The 19,817-nt window shown below is 72.8% G+C and carries 11 protein-coding genes; 5 read left to right on the forward strand and 6 right to left on the reverse strand.

Features of this window, described 5'->3' with window-relative positions:
- Positions 1-53: 53 nt before the first annotated feature.
- From trmB to ACIRQP_RS38025, 3 genes are all read right to left on the reverse strand, one after another.
- Positions 54-881: a tRNA (guanosine(46)-N7)-methyltransferase TrmB gene (trmB, locus tag ACIRQP_RS38015; protein ID WP_403899182.1), complete on the reverse strand. Its 828-nt coding sequence runs from the start codon at positions 879-881 to the stop codon at positions 54-56.
- 76 nt (positions 882-957) lie between these two features.
- The gene (lhgO, locus tag ACIRQP_RS38020; protein WP_403899154.1) at positions 958-2,181 is read right to left on the reverse strand and encodes an L-2-hydroxyglutarate oxidase; all 1,224 of its coding nucleotides are present in this window, start codon (positions 2,179-2,181) and stop codon (positions 958-960) included.
- 244 nt (positions 2,182-2,425) lie between these two features.
- Complete coding sequence (locus tag ACIRQP_RS38025) at positions 2,426-3,904, reverse strand: MFS transporter (RefSeq protein WP_403899157.1); 1,479 nt, start codon at positions 3,902-3,904, stop codon at positions 2,426-2,428.
- A gap of 582 nt (positions 3,905-4,486) precedes the next feature.
- On the opposite strand from ACIRQP_RS38025, the gene ACIRQP_RS38030 reads away from it, so the two are divergent.
- Positions 4,487-6,595, forward strand: coding sequence for an asparagine synthase-related protein (locus ACIRQP_RS38030; RefSeq protein ID WP_403899160.1), 2,109 nt, complete (start codon positions 4,487-4,489; stop codon positions 6,593-6,595).
- 167 nt (positions 6,596-6,762) lie between these two features.
- On the forward strand, positions 6,763-10,329 hold the full coding sequence (locus tag ACIRQP_RS38035; protein ID WP_403899162.1) for an AfsR/SARP family transcriptional regulator: 3,567 nt from the start codon (positions 6,763-6,765) through the stop codon (positions 10,327-10,329).
- A gap of 23 nt (positions 10,330-10,352) precedes the next feature.
- On the opposite strand, the gene ACIRQP_RS38040 is transcribed toward ACIRQP_RS38035, so the two are convergent.
- The gene (locus ACIRQP_RS38040; protein WP_403899185.1) at positions 10,353-12,194 is read right to left on the reverse strand and encodes a sigma-70 family RNA polymerase sigma factor; all 1,842 of its coding nucleotides are present in this window, start codon (positions 12,192-12,194) and stop codon (positions 10,353-10,355) included.
- 691 nt (positions 12,195-12,885) lie between these two features.
- A complete protein-coding gene (locus ACIRQP_RS38045) occupies positions 12,886-13,710 on the reverse strand; it encodes a TetR/AcrR family transcriptional regulator (protein ID WP_403899165.1) in 825 nt (274 codons plus the stop codon).
- A gap of 333 nt (positions 13,711-14,043) precedes the next feature.
- On the opposite strand from ACIRQP_RS38045, the gene ACIRQP_RS38050 reads away from it, so the two are divergent.
- Positions 14,044-15,432, forward strand: a complete 1,389-nt coding sequence (locus ACIRQP_RS38050) for an NAD(P)/FAD-dependent oxidoreductase (protein WP_403899168.1) — start codon at positions 14,044-14,046, stop codon at positions 15,430-15,432.
- A gap of 181 nt (positions 15,433-15,613) precedes the next feature.
- Positions 15,614-17,320, forward strand: coding sequence for a SpoIIE family protein phosphatase (locus ACIRQP_RS38055; protein ID WP_403899170.1), 1,707 nt, complete (start codon positions 15,614-15,616; stop codon positions 17,318-17,320).
- 77 nt (positions 17,321-17,397) lie between these two features.
- On the opposite strand, the gene ACIRQP_RS38060 is transcribed toward ACIRQP_RS38055, so the two are convergent.
- Complete coding sequence (locus tag ACIRQP_RS38060; RefSeq protein WP_403899187.1) at positions 17,398-18,696, reverse strand: MFS transporter; 1,299 nt, start codon at positions 18,694-18,696, stop codon at positions 17,398-17,400.
- A 133-nt stretch (positions 18,697-18,829) separates the two neighbouring features.
- Here ACIRQP_RS38060 and ACIRQP_RS38065 point away from each other — a divergent pair, with 133 nt between their 5' ends.
- The gene (locus ACIRQP_RS38065) at positions 18,830-19,396 is read left to right on the forward strand and encodes a MarR family winged helix-turn-helix transcriptional regulator (protein WP_403899173.1); all 567 of its coding nucleotides are present in this window, start codon (positions 18,830-18,832) and stop codon (positions 19,394-19,396) included.
- The last annotated feature ends 421 nt before the right edge of the window (positions 19,397-19,817 follow it).

Genomic DNA, 19,817 nt, shown 5'->3' on the forward strand with positions numbered 1-19,817 from the left:
CGTGGTCCGGGTCACGCGGGGCGGGTCACACGGGTCGAGTTGTGCGGGGCGGGTTACGCGGGCCCGGTGACGGAAGGGCGCTCAGGTGCGTGGAGTCCCGCCGCGTCCCCTTCCGCTGTCCGGAGCCGGAGATCCGGTACGCGGCGGAACAGCAGGTCGTGCACGACATGGCCCTTGTCGAGTCCCTGTCCCTCGAACCGGGTCAGCGGACGGAAGGCGGGCCGTGGCGCGTAACCGCCGTCCCCCTGGGTGTTCTCGAAGCCCGGGTGCGCGGTCAGCTCCGCCAGCATCTGCTCGGCGTACGGCTCCCAGTCGGTCGCGCAGTGCAGTACGGCCCCCGGCTTGAGCCGGCTCGCGGCCAGCGTGAGGAACTCCCGCTGGATCAGCCGCCGCTTGTGGTGCCGCTTCTTGGGCCAGGGGTCGGGGAAGTAGATCCGCAGCCCGGCGAGGGACTCGGCCGGCAGCATCTCGCTGAGCAGGATGATCGCGTCGCCGTTGGCCACCCGGATGTTGGTCAGACCGTTCTCCTCCGCGAGCCGGAGCAGATTTCCCTGGCCGGGGGTGTGCACATCGACGGCGAGGATGCCGGTGCCGCGGTCGGCCGCGGCCATGCGCGCCGTGGCCTCGCCCATCCCGAAACCGATCTCCAGGACGACCGGCAGTCCGCCGAACATCTCGTCCGGGTCGAGAACCCGCTGCCCGTCGATGTCCGTGCCCCAGTCGGCCCACATCCGGCGCAGCGCCTCCGCCTGGCCGGTGGTGACACGGCTCCGGCGTGGCTGGAAGCTGCGGATGCGCCGTTCGAAGTGGGATCCGGCGGGGTCGGCCGCGGGGCCCGTGCCCTCGGGAAACATCCGGCTCATGGTGCGGTTCTCGGCCATCTCGTTCGTCTCGTTCACAGTGCCTCCGATTCTACGGAGGCACGGATCCTTCCACGGAGACCCGAGGCTTCGGGGCTCAGTCCTCCGCCAGCACCGCCAGCGTCCGCCGCGCGACCTCCCGGCCGATGGGCAGGGCGGCGGTCGCCGCCGGGGACGGGGCGTTCAGGACATGCACCGTGCGGGGTGTCTGCCGGATCAGGAAGTCGTCCGCGAGCGTGCCGTCCCGCAGCACCGCCTGGGCCCGTACCCCGGCCGCCGCCGGGCGCAGGTCCGCGTCCGTGACCGCCGGGAGCAGCCGCCGTACTGCCGTCGCGAAGGCGCGCTTCGAGAGCGAACGGTGCAGCTCACCGGCGCCGTACCGCCAGTGCTTGCGGGCCGTGCGCCACGACCCGGGCCAGCTGAGGGTGGCCGCCAGTTCGGCGAGGCGTACGTCCGACCAGGTGTAGCCCTCGCGGGCCAGTGCCAGAACCGCGTTCGGCCCGACGTGGACCCCGCCGTCGATGGAGCGGGTCAGATGCACGCCCAGGAACGGGAACGCCGGGTCGGGCACCGGATAGACCAGCCCCCGTACGAGATCCGGTCTGGCCAGCTCGTAGTACTCGCCCCGGAACGGCACGATCCGCATCCCCGGGTCGTCGCCCGCCAGCCGCGCCACCTGGTCGCACTGGAGCCCCGCGCAGTTCACCAGGGCCCGCGCCCTGACCACCGCGCCGGAGGCCGTTCGGACGGCGACGCCCCAGGGGCGCCGGTCGATGGCCGTGACCTCGGATCCGTACCGTACGGACGCACCCGCCGCCTCGGCCGACTCGGCGAGCTGCTCGGCGACCGCGACGAAGTCGCACACCCCGGTCGTACCGACCTGGATCGCCGCGAGGCCGCGCACCTGGGGCTCGTACTCCGTGATCTGCGCCGGGCCCAGCTCGCGCACCGGAATGCCGTTCTCCCTGCCGCGCTGGACCAGGGCGTGCAGCCGGGGCAGCTCGTCGCGCCGCGTCGCGACGATCAGCTTGCCCGTGATCTCGTGCGCGATGCCGTACTCCGCGCAGAACTTGACCATCTCGGCGGAGCCGCGCACCGCGTACCGCGCCTTGAGCGAGCCGGGGCGGTAGTAGACGCCGCTGTGGATCACCCCGCTGTTGTGGCCCGTCTGATGGCGGGCCGGGCCCGGCTCCTTCTCCAGCACGACGACCCTGGTGCCCGGAGCGGCACGCGTGATCGCGTACGCCGTCGAGAGACCGACGATTCCGCCGCCGATCACCAGCACCTCGCAGTCGAATCCCACACGTCCGCGTCCGCTCATGCGCGCCACCTCCCACCCCGATAGTGCACTGGCCCGCCGGAGACGCGCTTAAACCACCGCGCTCGAACCGTTGACCGGTGGACATGTGCGCCATGCCTGATGGCTATGGCACGTCTGCGAAGCGGCTCTCCGCAGCGGCTCTCCGAAGCAGCCCCGAAGCAGCTCTTCGAACCAGCGTTCGACGCAATTATTGACGCAGCTTTTCGGAGCGGCGCCGTCCGTCCGGGGCCCCGGGGCCCCGGGATCAGGCGGGCGCCACCAGCAGGGGCCGTGCGCGCTCCCGCAGTTCCACCACCCGCGGCTCGTCCCCGTACGGTTCCAGGCGGTGCAGCAGATCCCGTACGTACTCCGTCGTACGCGCGGAGGAGATCCGGCCCGCCACCTCCACGGCCCGCGTGCCCGCCGCGCAGGCCGCGTCCAGATTGCCCGACTCCAGCTCGGCGACGGCGCTCACCACCAGGCGCAAGCCGTGCGAGCGTACGAACTCCTCCGTCGGCCGGGACAGCGCCTGCTCCGTGAACTGGCGTACCTGGCGCGGTGCCTTCAGATCGCGGTAGCACTCGGCGGCATCGGCCGCGAACCGGTCGTACGAGTAGAAACCCAGCCACGAGGGATCGGCGTCGCCGTCCCGGGAGCGCTCCAGCCAGCCCTCGGCCGCCTTCAGCGCGGCCCCCGCCGCCACCGCGTCGCCCGCCTTCGCGTGCGCGCGCGCCTCCACCAGCCGGAAGAAGCTCATCGTGCGGGCGGTGGCAAGACCGCGGTTGCGCTCCAGCGCCGCCTGGGCGAGATCCACGCCCTCGTCCGCGAAGCCGCGGTAGGTCGCCTGGAGCGACATGGAGGCCAGCACATAACCGCCGAGCGGTACGTCGGCGGCGGCGCGGGCCAGCCGCAGCGCCTGGATGTAGTAGCGCTGCGCGGCCTCCTGCTGGCCGGTGTCGAAGGCCATCCAGCCGGCCAGCCTGGTCAGTTCGGCGGTGGCGCCGAAGAGCCCCCTGCCCACCTCGTCGCTGTACGCGCCGAGGAGCAGCGGCGCCGCGTCGACCCGCAGGCACTCGGGCACCATCGAGGAACGCCAGTCCCCGCCGCCGTACTTGGAATCCCAGCGCCGGGCGTCCGAGGCCGCCTCGCGCAGCTTGGCCACGTCGCTGTGGCCCACGCGCAGTGGCGTGACCTCGCCCGATCCAGAGGCATCGACGGCTCCCCCGCTCCCGCCATGCGCTCCCTGCGCCGCCTCCGCGACCGCCGCATCACGGGCGACCGAGGAGTCGGCGGGTGTTATCAGCCACCGGGAAGCGGGTGTGGCGTAAGCGCTCACTGCGAAGGATCCGGCCAGCGACTGCCATATGCCGCCGCTGCCCGCCCGGCGGCCCGCGAGGTCCAGCCGGTACAGTTCCGTGGCCGCGCGCACCGCCTCGCCCACGTCGCGCGGGAAGGCGAGCCCGACCTCGGGGGCCGGATCCGCGTCCGCGAGACCGATCTCATGGAGTGGGACGGGACGTCCCAGCTTGGCTCCGATGGCGGCGGCGATGAGATGGGGCGCCGCACCCTGCGGAACCATCCCTTTCGACACCCATCGCGCCACGGAGGTCTTGTCGTAGCGGAGTGTCAGGCCGCGTTGCGCCCCGAGGTCGTTGACCCGCCGGGCGAGGCCGGCGTTGCTGATTCCCGCGAGGGCGAGAACGGTTCCGAGCTTTTCGTTCGGCCCGCGTAGCTCCCTGGACATGCGTCACCCCTCGGCACACAGACGCCCGCCGCTTCGCGGCATAGGCGCGCGGCATTCGTAAACCCAGCGTAGTTCGCCACATCCCGACCGTTAAGGGGCGGAGTTCCGGATGGCGGGATTGTTGTCCGTGCGATGATCGCGCCGCGGGTCCCCGAGCGGCGCGCCGTGCTCCGGCTGTGTAGCGTGCGCCCGGCCGTGCGCTCTTGGCCCCGGTGGAGCGGGAGCGCTTCCATGAGACCTGCGTGGGTCGGCCCACTGCGTACTGGAACCAGTGGGCTGGGGGATCCCGCCGCCCCAATCCCCGCGGGCGGTGGATCAGTCCGGGAGGCGGGACACGCCTCCCGGACTGAACGTACACCGGCGCTGAACTGACGTGCCGGGCCCGGAGATTGGCTGAATGCTGTCTGTCCGCGGAGGGCCACATCTCCGCCAAATGGCCAATGCCAGGGGCGCATTCGCATTCCCACCCGCGCTTCCGTAGGCCCTCCTGTGCGCTGTTGTCATGGCAGCATGTTCCCGAACGGCTTCAGCTCAAGCGTTTCCAGCTTGGTCTGGACTTGTCCACAGGCTGTGGAGGCGGCGATGCGCTGGTTGGTGGGATGGAGCAGTATCGCCGCGCGTTTCGGTACGGCAGGGGCCGTCGGCCCGGTCGGTGAAGGCTCCGATTCCGGCAGCGTGCACCCCGTCGGATCCCAGCTCCTGTGGGGCGACCCGGATCCGCTGTGGGCGGTGGGCGACTGGCGGCCGGACGAGGTCAGGGTCGTCACCGTCGATCCCTTCACCCGGCTCGCCGTGCTCGGCTGCTGCGGGGCCACCGACGAGGAGCTGCGGGTCGGGCTGTTCGCCGCGCGCGGCGGCGCCCTGCGCCATCTCACCGCCTGGCCCGGCAGTTACACCGCCGTCGCCCAGATCGGCCGCCGCATCACCATCGCCGGTGACCTGGCCGGGGCGCGGCCCGTCTTCTACACGCCGTGGGCGAACGGCACGGCGTACGCCACCGCCGCCCTGCCGCTCGCCGATCTCATCGAGGCGCAGCTCGACATCGGGCATCTGGCCGCGCTCCTCGCCTGCCCCGAGACCCCGGAGGCGCTGCGCGACACCACCCCGTACGACGGCGTCAAACGCATCCCGCCGGGGCACGCGCTCGTGCTGCGCGAGGGCTCGCGCGAGATCACCGGATACGAGCCGGTCGCCTCCCTCGCCGTCGCCGGGCCCCAGCGCGACCCGGACCGCGCCGTCGAGGGCGTACGGGACGCGCTCATCGAAGCCGTACGCGCCAGGCTGCTGGCGCCGCGCCACGCCCCCGAGACCCTGCCGCCCGACCCGGGACCGGTCCCCGGCATGGGGCCCGCCGAGCGGCGCGCCGCCCGGGGCGGGCCCGTCCCCGGCATCGGCGCCGACCTGTCCGGCGGCAGCGCCTCCGGCACCCTCGCGCTGCTCGCCGCCGGGCTGCCCGGGGCGCCGGGCACGGTCCTGGGCCACGGCACCGGCGCGGGGGAGCGGCTGCTCGCCGTCACCTTCAACGATCTGTCCGCAGGCGGCCGCGACGAAGCCGAACTGGAACGGGCCCGCGCCATCGCCGCCAACCCGCGGCTGCACCATGTCGTCGTCGCGGCCGGTGACGAGGCCCTGCCGTACGCCGAGTTGGAGGGACCGCTCACCGACGAACCGGGGCCGTCCCTCGTCACCGCCGAGCGGCACCGCCGCAGGCTCGCCGCGGGCAGCGCCGACCACTTCACCGGGGCCGGCGCCCGCGAGGTGCTCGACGCGCACCCGGCGCGCCTGGCCGATCTGCTGCTCGACCGGCGCAGACGCCATCTCCTGCACCCGGTCAGCGCGCTCGCCAGGGCCGAAGGCCCGTCGCCGGCCTCGCTGTTCATCCCGCTGACCGTCTACCGGGCGGCCCGCAGGCTGGCGCGTACGCCGTATCGCACCGGTCTCGAAGAGGCCGCCGCCCGGCTCCCCGAGGCCAACAGGGGGGTGCTGACCGCCGCCGCGATCAGCCCGCTGGGGGCGTCGCTGGCCGCCCTCACCTGGTCCAGACCCGGCCCCGCCGCGCGCTGGCTGACGGGGGAGGCGCTCGCCGAAGTATCGGTTCGCCTGATGTCGGCGTCGACCCGGCCCACCTCCGTACAGCGCCCCGGCGAGGCCCGCGCCCGCGCCGCGCTCGCCCGCCACGCGGCCGACCACCGCGTCTTCGAGCAGGCCGCGGAGATCCGCAGCCAGCGGCTGCACGCGCCGTTCCTCGACAACCAGGTGGTACGGGCCTGCCGCGATCTGCCCGAGGCGCTGCGGGTGCAGCCGGGCGCCCGCGCGGACGTGCTCCGTACGGTCCTCGCCGGGGCCGGTATCCATGAGCTGCCGCCGGGCTGGGGCGCCACCTCCCGGGACGGCGCCGCCGCCACCACGCGCGTGGGCCTGCGCGCGGCGGTGGGCGAGCTGATCGACCTTTTCGACGCGCCGCTGCTCGCCGACGCGGGCCTGGTGGAGGCCCGGGTCGTACGCAAGGCGCTGCGCGCGGCGGCCGAGGGCGAGCCGGTGCCCTTGGACGGGATCGCGGACCTCGTCTCCACGGAGCTGTGGCTGCGGCGGCTGCTGTCCCGGCGCGGCACCTGCTGGACGGGGACGGCGGCGCCGCGCCAGCGCGCGGTGGCGGGCGGCGTGATCCCGCGGCCGACGCTGCATCAGTAGCGACGCCGGTCCGGTAGAGGCGTCGGACCAGTGGAGCGGGGTCCGGCGCGAGGCGGCGGGGTGCTGGGGCAGGCGGCGGGGTGCGGGGGCAGAGGTCTCCCGCAAAGACGGCGCCGCTCCGGGAAACCCGACGGCCGTTGTCAGACCCTCCGGTCACAATGGGCCGCGTGCGGTATCTCATCCTTGGCGTCACGGAGGTGCGTGACGGACACGGCGGGAGCCTGCCGCTGGGGGGACCCCGGCGGCGGGCGCTCCTCGCCGCGCTCGCGCTGCGCCCCGGCCGGCCCGTCGCCGTCGGTGAGCTGGTGGACGAGGTGTGGGGCGGCGAGCCGCCGCAGGACGCGCCCGCCGCGCTCCAGGCGCTCGTCGGGCGGCTGAGGCGCGTCCTCGGTAAGGAGGCGATCGAGTCGGCCCCCGGCGGCTACCGGCTCGCGGCCGTGCCCGACGATATCGATCTGTATGTCTTCGAGCGGCTCACGCGCGAGGGCGCGGAGCAGCTCGACGCGGGCGACCCGCGGAGCGCCGCCCGCGTCCTGCGCGCGGCGCTCGCGCTCTGGCGCGGGGCGGCGCTCGCCGATCTGCCCGACCGGGACCGCGGCGTACGGCCCGAGGCCCAGCGGCTGGCCGCCCTCCAGCAGCGCATAGAGGCCGATCTGCGCCGGGGCGCCACGGCCACGCTCGTACCGGAGCTGAGGGAACTGGCCGCGGACCACCCGTACGACGAGCCCTTCAGGGCGCAGCTCATCCGGGCCCTGTGGGCGGAAGGCCGGCAGGCCGACGCGCTCGCGGCGTACGAGGACACGCGCCGCTTCCTGGCGGACGGGCTCGGCGCCGATCCCGGTCCCGAACTGACCTCGCTGCAAAGACAGTTGCTGGCGGCCACCGGAGCGGCCACCGGAGCGGCCACCGGAGCGGGCACCGGAGCGGCCACCGGAGCGGGTGGCGCCCGGGAGACCGCCGCGGGCAACGGCTCCCTGACGGCGGGCGACACCGCCCATAGGGGCGTCGCCGATGTCGCTGGTGTCGTCGATACCGCTGGGGCCGCTGGTGCTGCCGATGTCGCTGGTGTCGCCGATGCCGCTGCCGGAGCGCCCGCCGGGGAGAGCCACGAGCCGCACGGCAATCTGCGCCCCCGCCTGACCTCCTTCGTCGGCCGCGAGAGCGAACTCCACGCCATCCGTGCCGATCTGCGCCGCTCCCGCCTCGTCACACTCACCGGCCCCGGCGGCTCCGGCAAGACCCGCCTCGCCGAGGAGGCCGCGCCCCGGAACGCGTGGCTCGCCGAACTGGCCCCGCTGGACCATCCCTCCGCCGTCCCCGGCGCCGTACTGAGCGCGCTCGGGCTGCGCGAGACCCAACTCGCCGCCCGCGACGGCCGCCCCGCCCAGAACGATCCGACCGCCCGGCTGGTGGAACATCTCGCTCGCAGCGGCACGCTCCTCGTTCTCGACAACTGCGAGCATGTAATAGGGGCCGCCGCCGCCCTGGCCGAGACACTGCTCACCCACTGCCCCGGCCTCCGTATCCTCGCCACCAGTCGTGAGCCGTTGGGGGTGCCCGGTGAGTCGGTGCGGCCGGTGGAGCCGTTGCCGCCGAATCCGGCGCATCGCCTGTTCGCGGAGCGTGCCCGTGCGGTGCGGCCGGGGTTCGATCCGGCGGGGGATCCGGAGGCGGTGGCGGAGATCTGCCGTCGTCTCGACGGGCTGCCGCTGGCGATCGAGCTGGGGGCGGCGCGGTTGCGGATGCTGACTCCGCGTCAGATCGCGGATCGGCTCGATGACCGTTTCCGGCTGCTGACCAGCGGGAGCCGGACCGTTCTGCCGCGTCAGCAGACGCTGCGCGCGGTCGTCGACTGGTCCTGGGACCTGCTGGACGAGCGGGAGCGTACGGTCCTGTGCGAGGTGTCCGTCTTCGCGGGCAGCTGGGATCTGACGGCGGCCGAGGGCGTGTGCGGCGGCGCGGCGGGTGCCCCCTCGGACGGCGCGGCGGGTGCCCCCTCAGGTGCCCCCTCGGGCGGCGCGTCCCACGGCTCCTTCGGCCGTGCGTCCCCCGACTCGCCCCATGTCCCCGATCTGCTGGGCGCGCTGGTCGACAAGTCCCTCGTCGTCGCCACCCCGGTCCCCGGCCCCGGCGGCGCGATGCGCTACCGCCTCCTGGAGACCATCCACGAGTACGCCGCGGAACGCGCCGCCGAGACACCTGCCGTGCGGTCCGCCGCCGAGCGCGCGCACACCGCGTACTTCACCGCTCTCGCCGAGGAGGCCGAGCCCCGGCTGCGCTCCGGGGACCAACTCCCCTGGATCAGCCGCCTGGAGAGCGACCTCGACAACATCCGCGCAGCCCTCCACCGCAGCGTCCTCGCGGGCGACGAGGAGACGACGCTGCGGCTGGTCTTCGCCATGGGCTGGTTCTGGTGGCTGCGCAACCACCGCCCCGAGGGCCTGGCCTGGGTGGAGTGCGCGCTCGGCCTCGGCGCCGAACCGGCCGGCACCGACGACCTCCGGTACTGGCCCCGGATGCAGCTCCAGGTGCTACGGGTCTTTCTCGCCGGTGAGAGCGGCCAGAACGAGAAGCTCCGCGCCGACCCGCACTTCCAGGAACTCGTCCTGCGGATCCGCGAGGTCTTCGGCAGACCGGGTCCGCAGTCCGCCCGCTTTCCCGGGCTGCTCTGGGTGCTGATCGTCTACGCGAGCGACGAGAAGCTGGACATACGCGCCCTGATGGACGCGGCCATCGCCAACTGCCGTGCCCACGGCGGCGATTGGGAGACGGGCGTGCTGCTGATGGGCCGTACGCACATGATCGTCGACAGGCCCGGGGGACTGGACGGCGTCGATCGGGACCTGGCCGAGTTGCGCGAGCTGAGCCGACGCGTCGGTGACCGCTGGATGCGCGCGCAGGTGGCGAGCGTCGTCGGCGAGGCGGGTATGGCGCGCGGGCGGTACGAAGAGGCGCGGTGCGCGTACGAGGAAGCGCTGCGGTTCGCCGGCGAGGTGGGGGCGCACGCCGAGGCGCCTTTCCTGCTCGCGCGCCTGGCCGAGCTGTCGTACCGCGCCGGTGACACGGACGCCGCGGAGAGAAGGCTCGACCGCGCCGCCGAAGAGGCCGAGCACTATCAGGTCCAGGACGCCCGCGCTTTCGTCCACCTCATGCGGGCGGTCTTCGCCCTGGACCGGGGCGAGACCGCCCGCGCCAGACTGCTGCTGGACGAGGCGAGGTCCGGCAGCGGGCGCGGCTCACCGCCACCCCACTTCGCCGCGGTGACCAACGCGCTGGACGCGCGGATCGCCGCGCACGAGACGAAGGGGCCGGTGGCCGCGGCCCGTTCGCTGGCGGCCGTGCTGCGGACGGCACGGGAGAGCAGGCTGACGGACCCCATCGTCGCCCAGCTCGCCGAGATGGCGGCCCCGGTGATGCTGCTCGCCGGTGATCCTCGGCGCGCCGTGCGGATCCTGGCCGCCGCCGGGACGTGGCGGGTGGACTGCCCGCGCTCCGTACCGGAGTGGACCGAGGCTCGGCGGATCGAGACGCTCGCCCGCGCGGAGCTGGGCGCGCGAGGGTACGAGGCGGAGTACGAGGCCGGGCGCGCCCTCACCCCCGACCAGGTCGCCGGACTGCTGGAGCTGCCGGACCGCGCGCTCGCACCGCCGCCCCGCCAGGAGCCCGAGCGCCAGGAGCCCGAGCGCCAGGGGCGGTCCGACGGGCGGGACCGGCACGACGAGCAGGCACTGTGAGCCGGCGGCCCGGCGGCCGACCGTCAGCGGCAGCTGATCCGTGACCGCGCCCAGTCGGCGAGCGCCACCACGTCGAACGGCTTATGCGGCTCGACCACCAGTCGGATGGTCTTCCGCCCCGAGATCCCCACGTCCACGGGCACGGCCGCGTCGCCACCGCTCAGCACGGGCGAGCGCCAGAGCCGCGCCCCGTCGCCGTATACCGAGAAGCGCACGGAACCCAGCCCCATCGTGAGATCGTCCACGCCGACCAGGGCCGCGTAGCGGGAGCAGCTCCGGTTGAGATCGATGGTGACCGAGGAGGCGGCGTGCATGGTCACGCCGTGGCCGTAGCGGGTGCCGCCGATCGAAACGCTCGACCGCTGCCAGAGCCAGCCGCTATGGCCGAGCCGTACCTCCGGCTTGGAGCCGTCGCCGAAGGCGCTGTACGCCAGTTGGTTCACCTGGAAGTCGGCGGGGGCCGGCGGTGGCTCAGGGCTGGGGGGCGGCTTCGGCGCGGGAGGCGCCGGCGGTTCGGGCCTGGGTTCGGACGGTGGCTTCGGGGCGGGGGTCTTCGACGGAGTGGGCTTCGGCGAGGGAGCGGGCTTCTCGCCGGGCGTGGCGGTGGGCGTGGCGGTGGGCGAGGCTGTGGGCGTGGGCGCGGCCGGGGGCCGCTTGGGCGCGGTTGGTTCCGGCGGCTCGGGCGACGGGGCCGGCTTCTGCGGCACGAGGGGCTCCGTGACCGGAGGCTTGGCCCTGGGCGGCTGCTCGGGCCCGGAGTTGTTCACCAGCGCGAAGACGAGACCGGCCGCCGCGGCGACGGCCACCAGCCCGCCGATGCCGGCCTTCACCGGGGCGCCGAGCCCCTCGGACGCGGCGGCTCCACCGGCGGCTCCACCGGCGGCCCCGCCGGACGCTCCACCGGCGGCTCCGCCCACAGTCCCGCCCGCAGTCCCGCCCGCAGTGCCGCCCGCGGTCCCGCCGGACGCTCCGGCGGCGGCGCCACCCGAGGCACCGGTCGCCGCGGCGGCGGCACCGGCGCCCGCCACCCCGGCGGCGCCACCCGCCACGATCCCGGCCGCCTTCAACGAGTAGCCGGCGGCGAACCAGCCGATCACCGCGACCGGCAGGACCACAGCCGGAATCTCGGCGTTGAACTGCGCCAGTTCGCCCGCCGCGAGGCGGCACTTGACGCACTCGTCCAGATGCTTGCGCAGCCCGCGTTCGGCACGCATCCGCAGCCCGCCGCGCGCATACGCCCCGAGCCGGTCCGCGTACCGGGAACAGTCGCCCTCCGAGATGAGCGCGGAGTTCACATGGGCCTGGAGATACGCCTGCTTGAGGCCCTCGCGCGCCCGGCTGGCCAGCACGGCCGTGGCATTGGCGGTCAGCCCGAAGAGTGGCGCGACCTCGCTCGGCGACTCCTCCTCCACCGTGGTGTGCCAGAGCACGGCCTGCCAGCGCTCGGGCAGGCTGCGGAACGCCTGCATGGCCATGGACTGCTCGGCCTCGCGCATCGCCAGGACGTCCGCGCCCAGATCGAGGGTGTCCGCGTCCGCGACCTCGGAGGCGCGCGCGGCCTGCGCCGCGAACACCGCGAAGTCATCGACCAGTTGCTCCCGTTTCGCGGACTTCGTCCAGGATGCGGCCACGCGCCGTACGGTCGTCATCAGATAGGCGCGCACCGCCTGCTCGGGCCCGGCCCCGCCCCGTACCGCCTGCAAGGTACGGGCGAACACCTCGGCCGTCAGGTCTTCGGCGGTGTGCGCGTCGCGGCAGCAGGTGCGGGCGTAACGGCGCACCGATTCCGAGTGCCTGCGGAACAGTTCCTCGTACGCGTGGTCGTCGCCGTCCCGCATCCGCTGGATCAGATCGGCGTCCGACATGGGCCGCCCGGCCGCGGACAGTTCGAGTGTCGGCTGATCCACGGACCGACCGCCCGCCCGACCGCCCGCCCGACCGCCCGACTGACTGCCCCCCTGGTCGCCCGACCGATCCGCGGCCTGGCCCGCGGATTGATCCACAACTGGTTCCGCGGGCTGCTCCACGGAAGAACCGCTGCTCCGTTCACGCTGCGGCGGCACGCTGGTCTCCGCCTCCGCGGGCCCGCTCGCACCGCCCGAGCCGCCACGACGCCCCGAACTCCCCAGCCCCGAACTCCGACGCCCCGAACTCCCAAGCCCGGGGGCCCCTTTGGGCCCGCCCTGGCTCGGCACCTGCCGTGCGGACGCGGACGCCCCTTCGGGTTCCGTATCGCCCCCGGTGGTGCCGCCTGTGCCGCCGCCGGCACCGCCGCCACGCAGCGGCTTGCCCCGTCCGTCACCCCTCATCGCGGAAGCCCCCGTACCCCCCGTACGCACCCCTCTGACCCGAACACCGGGCCAGCGTGCCACAGCGCGCCGCACCGCCCGTGCCTTCGTGCCAGGCAACCACTCATCCGGGGTGGTTTCCCGGACGATCGCTTTAATCTTCACCCTTTCGGGGAGAGATCAAGGGCGTTGATCGGTAGGCCAGTTCGAAGCGGGACGGCCGCGAGGGCCCGAACGGACCCCCGCGACCGGCCGTACGAGCGCCGCCTTACGCGGGCCGGGACCGCAGCCCTTCCAGCAGGATGTCCAGCAGCCGTGCCGAGGCCGCCGCCTGATGCGCGGCGTCGGGCAGCGCGGGCGCGGCCGTGGCTATCACCAGCAGCACATCGGCCACGGTCACATCGCCCCGCAGCTCACCCGCCGCCCGCGCCCGCTCCACCAGCTGCCCGACGACCTCCAGCAGTTCGACGGCGCCCGGGTCGTCCAGCTCCTCCGCCGACAGCCGCTGTCCGACCACCCGCAGCTCTGGCCGGCCGGCCTGCCGCTGCTGCGGCACCCGCGCCTCGTCCTGCGCGCCGCGTCCCGCCGCCTCGTCCTCGGCGTCCGCGCCCACCCGCAGCACCTGCGGGGGCAGCAGCCGTCCCGCGCCCGACGCCACCGAAGTGCGCAGGAAACGGGAGAGAGCCGACCATGGCTCGTCCTCCTGCCCCAGCGCCGTACGCGCCTGGTCCGTCAGCCGGGCCGTCTCCTCCTCGGCTATCCGCCTGACCAGTACGTCCTTGCTCGGGAACCGCCGGTAGACCGTACCGACCCCGACCCTGGCCCGGCGCGCCACGTCCTCCATCGGCGCCCCGTACCCCAGCTCGCCGAACACCTCGCGAGCCGCCCGCAGTACATGCTCCAGATTGCGCTGTGCGTCCACGCGGAGCGGCGCTGAACGGCCCGGCACACCGGGCCCCGTCGCACCGCCTATACCCGCCGTACTCGCGGCGGCACCTACTGTGCCCGCCGTGCCTGCCGTATCCGCCGTGCCCGTTCTACCGCCGTCTTCCGAGACGACGGCAGCCTGCCGATGCGAATCCTGAATGTGCATAGCGTTCCCCCGGTAATGATGTCTCCCCCCGGAGACTCCCCGCTCTGACAGCCGAGGTCGCGGTCCAGTCACGAGCCGGACACCTCGACGAGGTACGAACATAGTTGAGCCCGGGTCAATTCAGAAGGGGGTGGTTCCGCACGGAGCGCCCCCCGATCGGAGCAAGGACCGGAAGGTGCCTGATTCGCCCCCCTCCCACCCCCTCTCGCGCCCCCGCTGACCTGCGTTCCTCCGGCAATTGCCGCGCTTTCCCCCGCCCGGGACCGCGAACGGCCTCCGGTCACACAATCTGTCGTGCCTGTGGACAAACACCGGGGCCCGTTGCGTCATGGGATGGTGAAGGCTGAGAACTCCCGGGGGACGACCCCCGCTCCCTCGCCGGCCGCGCGCGTTCTCGTGGTCGGCGGCGGCTATGTCGGGATGTACACCGCGCTGCGTCTGCAGCAGAAGCTGAGGAGCGGCGAGGCCGAGGTCATCGTGGTGTCGCCCGACCCTTATATGACGTATCAGCCGTTCCTGCCGGAGGCGGCGGCCGGGAACATCTCGCCCCGCCATGTCGTGGTCCCGCTCCGGCGGGTACTGCCCGGCTGCACGATCCTCATCGGCGAGGCCACGGCCATCGACCACGCCAAGCGCACCGCCACCCTGCGGACCCTGGGCTCCGAGGAGGAGGGAACCGGCACCGTCGAGTTCACCTACGACGAACTCGTCCTCGCACCGGGCTCCGTCTCCCGTACCCTCCCCATCCCCGGCCTGGCCGAGCACGGCATCGGCTTCAAGACCGTCGAGGAGGCCATCGGGCTGCGCAACCACGTCATCGAGCAGATGGACATCGCCTCCTCCACCCGCGACCCCGCGATCCGCGCCGCCGCCCTGACCTTCGTCTTCGTCGGCGGCGGATACGCGGGCGTCGAGGCGCTCGCCGAGCTGGAGGACATGGCCCGCTACGCCTCGCGGTACTACCACAACATCAAGGCCGACGACATGAAGTGGATCCTCGTCGAGGCCACCGGCAAGATCCTTCCCGAGGTCGGCGAGGAGATGGGCAAGTACGCCGTACGCGAGCTACGCGCCCGCAATATCGACGTACGGCTCGACACCCGCCTGGAGTCCTGCGAGGACCGGGTCGCCGTACTGAGCGACGGCGCCCGTTTCCGTACCCGTACGGTCGTCTGGACCGCCGGCGTCAAACCGCACCCGATCCTCGCGGCCGCCGATCTGCCGTTGAACGGACGGGGCCGCCTCGTCTGTACGGCGAAGCTCTCCGTCGACGGCGCCGAGCACGCCTGGGCGGCCGGTGACGCGGCGGCCGTCCCCGATCTGACGGCGGACGAGCCCGGCAAGGAGTGCGCGCCCAACGCCCAGCACGCGGTACGCCAGGCCAAAGTCCTGGCCGAGAACATCGTCGCTTACCTGCGCGGCGAACCCCTCCAGGACTACCGTCACGCCTACGCGGGCTCGGTCGCATCCCTCGGTCTCCACAAGGGTGTGGCGCATGTCTACGGCCGTAAGCTCAAGGGCTATCCGGCCTGGCTGATGCACCGCGTGTACCACCTCAGCCGCGTCCCCACCTTCAACAGGAAGGCCCGCGTCCTCGCGGAATGGACCCTTTCCGGGCTCTTCAAACGGGAGATCGTCTCCCTCGGTTCGCTGGAGCACCCGCGCGCCGAATTCGAACTCGCCGCAGGAGGCGAACGTCCCGAGCGCCCCAAGGACACCTAGAAGACGCGACTGGCCCCGTTGTCAGTGCGGTCGGCCACACTGGACGTGTGACCATAGGTGGGTTCACATCTGCACAGAGTGATCCGGCCCGCTCGGCGCAATCCGGCCCCGACGACCTGCCCCGGCTCGACCAGCCCGGCCAAGACGAACAGCAAATCGACACCATGAGGCCTGAGATTCCGTGAACTTCACGCGTTGGAGCGCCCGGCTCCCCGGTACGCAGCGCCGCGCCGCCGCGCGAACGGGCCGCGGTTCCGTGCCCGCGGCCCGTGGTGAGTACGAGCAGCAGCCCGACCCCGAGCCCGACCCGGCCCCTGTGACGGACGTTCCCGCCCTCGAAGACCTCTCCGTACGGGAAATCCTCGGCGGACTGCCTGCCCTGGTCGCCCTGTTGTACGGCCCCGAGCACCGGGTGGCGTATGTGAACGACGCGTACGCCGCCGCCTTCGGCCGGCGTCCGCTCGGCGCCACGGCGGCCGCGAGCTGCCCCGAGCTGGCAGAGCTGGGGCTGTTCCCGCTGCTCGACCAGGTGCTCCGCAGCGGAAAGCCGCGGACCGTCAAGTCACGCAAGGTCCGGCTCCGCGGCCGGCAGAAGGAACAGGCCAAGGAACAGACCAGGGAGCACGCCGGGGAGCGCGTCGAGGGCGCCCAGGAGGGCTCGTACACCGTCACGTGCACCCCGGTCGACTGCCAGGGCTCCGGGGGCGTCCTCGTCTTCGCCGCCGATGTCACCGACCATGCCGAGGCGGCCGAGCGCCTCCGCACCAGCGAGCGCAGACACCGCCAGACCGCGGTCACCCTCCAGCGCTCCCTGCTCCCGCAGGAGCTGGAGCAGCCCGACGATCTGCGCGTCGCCGCCACGTACCAGCCGGGCGGAGGAGACGCGGCGGTCGGCGGCGACTGGTACGACGTGATCACGCTCGGCGCCGGGCGTACGGCCCTGGTCATCGGCGACGTCATGGGCCGGGGCGTGCGCGCCGCCGCCGTCATGGGCCAGCTGCGTACGGCCGTCCGCGCCTACGCCCGGCTCGACCTCCCGCCGCACGAAGTCCTCCAGCTGCTCGACGGACTCGCCGCGGAGATCGACGCCAGCCAGATCGCCACCTGCGTCTACGCCGTCCACGACCCCAACGAGGGGCGGCTCGTCTACGCGTCCGCCGGCCATCTGCCGATCCTGGTACGGGCCGAGGACGGCTCGGTCCTGCGCGCGGCGGATCCGACGGGCCCGCCGCTCGGCACCGGCGGCTGGCTGCACTCCTCCGGCTCCATCCCGCTCCCGCCCGGCTCCACGGCCGTCCTCTACACGGACGGCCTGGTCGAGCGGCGCGGTGAGGACATCGACGAGGGCGTGGCCTCCCTGGAACGCGCGCTCTCCGGCGCGAAGGGGTCACCCCAGGTCGTCTGCGACCGGCTGATCCGCTCGCAGGGCGTCACGGCCGACCATGACGACGATGTCGCCGTGCTCGTCCTGCAGCACCCCTGCCGTACCGGCCCGGACGCGGAGCTGTTCCACAACGCCGCGCTCGATCTGCTCGGCGGCATCGAGGCGGCCCCGCGCGCCCGCGCCTTCGCGATGGGGGTGCTCGCCTCCTGGCGTTTCCCCGTCGAGCTGCGCGATCTGGGCGTGCTGGCCACCAGCGAACTGGTGGCGAATTCCCTGCAGCACGGCACACCGCCCATGCGCCTCAGACTCCGCCGTACCGACCGCCGGCTGATCATCGAGGTGACGGACGGGGACGACCATCTGCCGCGCCGCCGCCGCGCCGAACCGGCGGACGAGGCGGGCCGCGGAATCTCGATCGTCGCGACGATCGCCTCGTCCTGGGGATCACGCCGTACACCCGGGGGCGGCAAGGCGGTGTGGTGCGAGTTCGCCCTGCCGCACTGACCGCCACGGCGGCCCGGCCGCCGTCGGTTGGCCGGCGGCTGTGAGTTCGCCGACTGCCGTCAGTAGGCCGACTGCTGTCAGTTGGTCGGTGCCAAGGCGGTCGCGGTCTCCGGCTGGTGCCGGACGACCACCCGAGAGGCCGGTGCGAGCGAGGGCTGGTCCTGTACGGGGGTGAGCTGTCGCCCCAGCCGGAGGGCCAGCACGGTAATGCCGAGCGAGAACAGTACGAACGTCACGATGTACGGACCGTGCAGCGCGGCCCCCATGGGACCGCCCACAGCAGGACCGACGGCCAGGGCGAGCTGCTTGACCAGCGCGAACGCCGAGTTGTACCGCCCGACCATGGGCGCCGGGGCCAGATCGGCCACCAGCGGGGCCACGGTCGGCGACAGCATCGCCTCACCGAGCCCGAACAGCGCGTACGTCGAGATGAAGGCGACCGTCGCCATCATCCGACTGCCGTGCCCGAGCCCCGCGTATCCCGCGATGACCCAGGCGAGAGCCCAGATCAGCCCGACGGCCGCGATCACCCGGCTGCGCCTGCGGCGCTCGACCAGCCGCAACACCACGAACTGCGCGATCACTATCACCGCCGTATTGGCGGCCAGCGCGATCCCGAGGGTCGACGGATCGATCCCGGCCGCCTCGGTGCCGTACGCGGCGAGCCCCGACTCGAACTGCCCGTAGCAGGCGAAGAACAGCACGAACCCCAGCACACACAGCTGGAGCATGGCCCGGTGGCCCAGCAGCACCCGTATCCCGCCACCCCGACGACCGTCGGCGATGACGCCCTGGGGCACGACACCCGCGAGAGCGTCCGGCCGGGGCAGCCGGACGGTAAGGGCGATGCCCGCCAGGACGAGGAACATCACGGCCTCGATGGAGAACAGCAGCGTGAAGCTCCCCGGCCTGCTCTCGTCGACGAGCTGCCCGCCGATCAGCCCGCCGACCCCGAGCCCCAGATTCGCCAGGAAGAACTGGGTCGCGAACGCCCGCGTCCGCGTCGTCGGCGACGAGCACCAGACGATCATCGTGGCCAGGGCCGGCTGTATGACGGCCGTACCGGCACCGAGAAGCGTGGCCGACAGCACGGCCGCCGGGACGCCCCCGGACAACCCCATGGCCAGCGCACCCACGGAGGCCAGCACCGCGCCCCCCACCAGCACGGGCAGCGGCCCGCGCCGGTCGATGACCCGGCCGGTGAACGGAAGGACGACCAGTGCCGCCATGGCGAAGACCGCCAGCACGGCACCGGCCGTACCCGCGCCCAGGTCCCGCACCTGAGCCACATACACATAGAGATACGGAACCGTGAACCCGAGCCCGAACGCACTCAGCGCGTTCCCTGCCTGGATCCCGCGCATCGCCGCGCCCATCGCCCTGGTCACACTCACCTGCCTCAGAAGATTGAAGAACTGAAGTCTCAAGACTTCAAAGCTAAAGTTAGAGTCTCAACAATACACATCGAAGGACTTCAACGCCAGCAGAGGTGCGTGGCATACTGCCCCGATGTCCGACACCCCCGAGAAACCCGGTACGCCGGATCTCCAGGAGCCGAGCCTCGACGAGCAGATCGCCGCCTATCAGCGCGAGTTCCGGGATCTCGACCCCCAGGTCGAGCAGATCGTCTCGGCACTCGGCCGGCTGAACCGCCGTATGAACGTGGCGTACGGCCGGCAGGTCTCCGACCTCGGTATCAGCAACGCCGAGTGGGAGGTTCTCAAGACCCTCGTACTCGCCGGAGCCCCCTACCGCCTGGGCCCCGGCGAACTCGCCAAGCGCCTCGGTCTCACCCCGGCCGCCATGACCCACCGCATCGACCGCATGGCGGGCGAGGGCCTGGTCACGCGCGACCGCGACGAGAACAACCGCGTCCGTGTGATCGTGGAGCTGACGGACGAGGGCCGTACGAAGTGGCTCGCCGCGATGAGGATGGCCTCCGAGTTCGAGGAGGAGCTGCTCCAGGACCTGTCCGGGGACGAGCGCGGAGTCCTCGGTGGGATGCTGATCCGCCTCCTGCGCCGCGTGGAACACGCCCAGCCGGACGCGGGCGGACGCCTGAACGACCTGGACTGAGGCAGCGGAGGACGGGGCGAGCGGGGTGGTTTGACAGGCCCCCGGCCGATCCGTAAAGTTCTCCGAGCTGTCACGGGGCCGGAACGGTTTTGCGACAGCCACTCCCGCCGCAGCAGCGGCACCCAAACTCAGCACGATCTCCCAGCCGGGATTAATTTCGGCATGCCGAAATTAATTTCGAGGGCTCGATTATGAGTCGTCTGCGGAATCCGCTAAGGTTTGGGACGTCGGAACGGCCCAACGGCCGGGATGACAAACCCCGCTCCGACTGGGAATCAGGCCCGAAAGGATCTGATAGAGTCGGAATCGCCGGAAAGGGAAACGCGAAAGCGGAAATCTGGAAGGCGGCCCCGCTCCGACGGGGAATCGGACACGGAAGAGTCTGATAGAGTCGGAAACGCAAGACCGAAGGGAAAAGCCC

This window comes from Streptomyces sp. NPDC102274 (genome assembly GCF_044766385.1).
Taxonomy (GTDB): Bacteria; Actinomycetota; Actinomycetes; order Streptomycetales; family Streptomycetaceae; genus Streptomyces.

What these genes read in the sequence shown, in the direction of transcription:
- trmB (WP_403899182.1), bottom strand. Translation starts at nt 881, where the DNA reads ATGGCCGAGAACCGCACCATGAGCCGGATGTTTCCCGAGGGCACGGGC.
- lhgO (WP_403899154.1), bottom strand. Translation starts at nt 2,181, where the DNA reads ATGAGCGGACGCGGACGTGTGGGATTCGACTGCGAGGTGCTGGTGATC.
- ACIRQP_RS38025 (WP_403899157.1), bottom strand. Translation starts at nt 3,904, where the DNA reads ATGTCCAGGGAGCTACGCGGGCCGAACGAAAAGCTCGGAACCGTTCTC.
- ACIRQP_RS38030 (WP_403899160.1), top strand. Translation starts at nt 4,487, where the DNA reads ATGCGCTGGTTGGTGGGATGGAGCAGTATCGCCGCGCGTTTCGGTACG.
- ACIRQP_RS38040 (WP_403899185.1), bottom strand. Translation starts at nt 12,194, where the DNA reads ATGTCGGACGCCGATCTGATCCAGCGGATGCGGGACGGCGACGACCAC.
- ACIRQP_RS38045 (WP_403899165.1), bottom strand. Translation starts at nt 13,710, where the DNA reads ATGCACATTCAGGATTCGCATCGGCAGGCTGCCGTCGTCTCGGAAGAC.
- ACIRQP_RS38050 (WP_403899168.1), top strand. Translation starts at nt 14,044, where the DNA reads ATGGTGAAGGCTGAGAACTCCCGGGGGACGACCCCCGCTCCCTCGCCG.
- ACIRQP_RS38060 (WP_403899187.1), bottom strand. Translation starts at nt 18,696, where the DNA reads ATGGGCGCGGCGATGCGCGGGATCCAGGCAGGGAACGCGCTGAGTGCG.
- ACIRQP_RS38065 (WP_403899173.1), top strand. Translation starts at nt 18,830, where the DNA reads ATGTCCGACACCCCCGAGAAACCCGGTACGCCGGATCTCCAGGAGCCG.